Consider the following 324-nt stretch of genomic DNA (forward strand, 5'->3'; position numbering starts at 1 on the left):
TTCCAATGCCTGTGCATCAGCAAGCAACTGCTCGCCTTCCTCTTGCGCCCTTCCTTGCACGCGATAGCCGCCTAAAACACCGACTGATTGTGGCGTCAAGCCGATATGGCCAACAACAGGCACACCTGCTGCCGTTAGACGTTGCACAGTACTGGCAATGTCTGCGCCACCTTCCAGCTTTACCGCATCGGCTCCTGCCTCTTGCAACAGCCTACGCACATGGCCAGCCGTTTCAGAAAACGAGCTATGGTACGTTAAAAACGGCATGTCTGTGACAACAAATGTGTTTGGCGCCCCGCGTTTGACTGCTTTCGTATGCAGAAC

1 protein-coding gene is annotated in these 324 nt (G+C 54.3%); it reads right to left on the bottom strand.

All coding sequences use genetic code 11. The features are described from left to right. The coding region (locus tag CHH91_RS18140) for a 3-methyl-2-oxobutanoate hydroxymethyltransferase (RefSeq protein ID WP_176465855.1) at window positions 1-324 on the bottom strand (324 nt) is incomplete at both ends.

The sequence above is a fragment of the Virgibacillus sp. 7505 genome, assembly GCF_002272135.1.
In the GTDB taxonomy this organism is placed as follows: domain Bacteria; phylum Bacillota; class Bacilli; order Bacillales; family Amphibacillaceae; genus Terribacillus.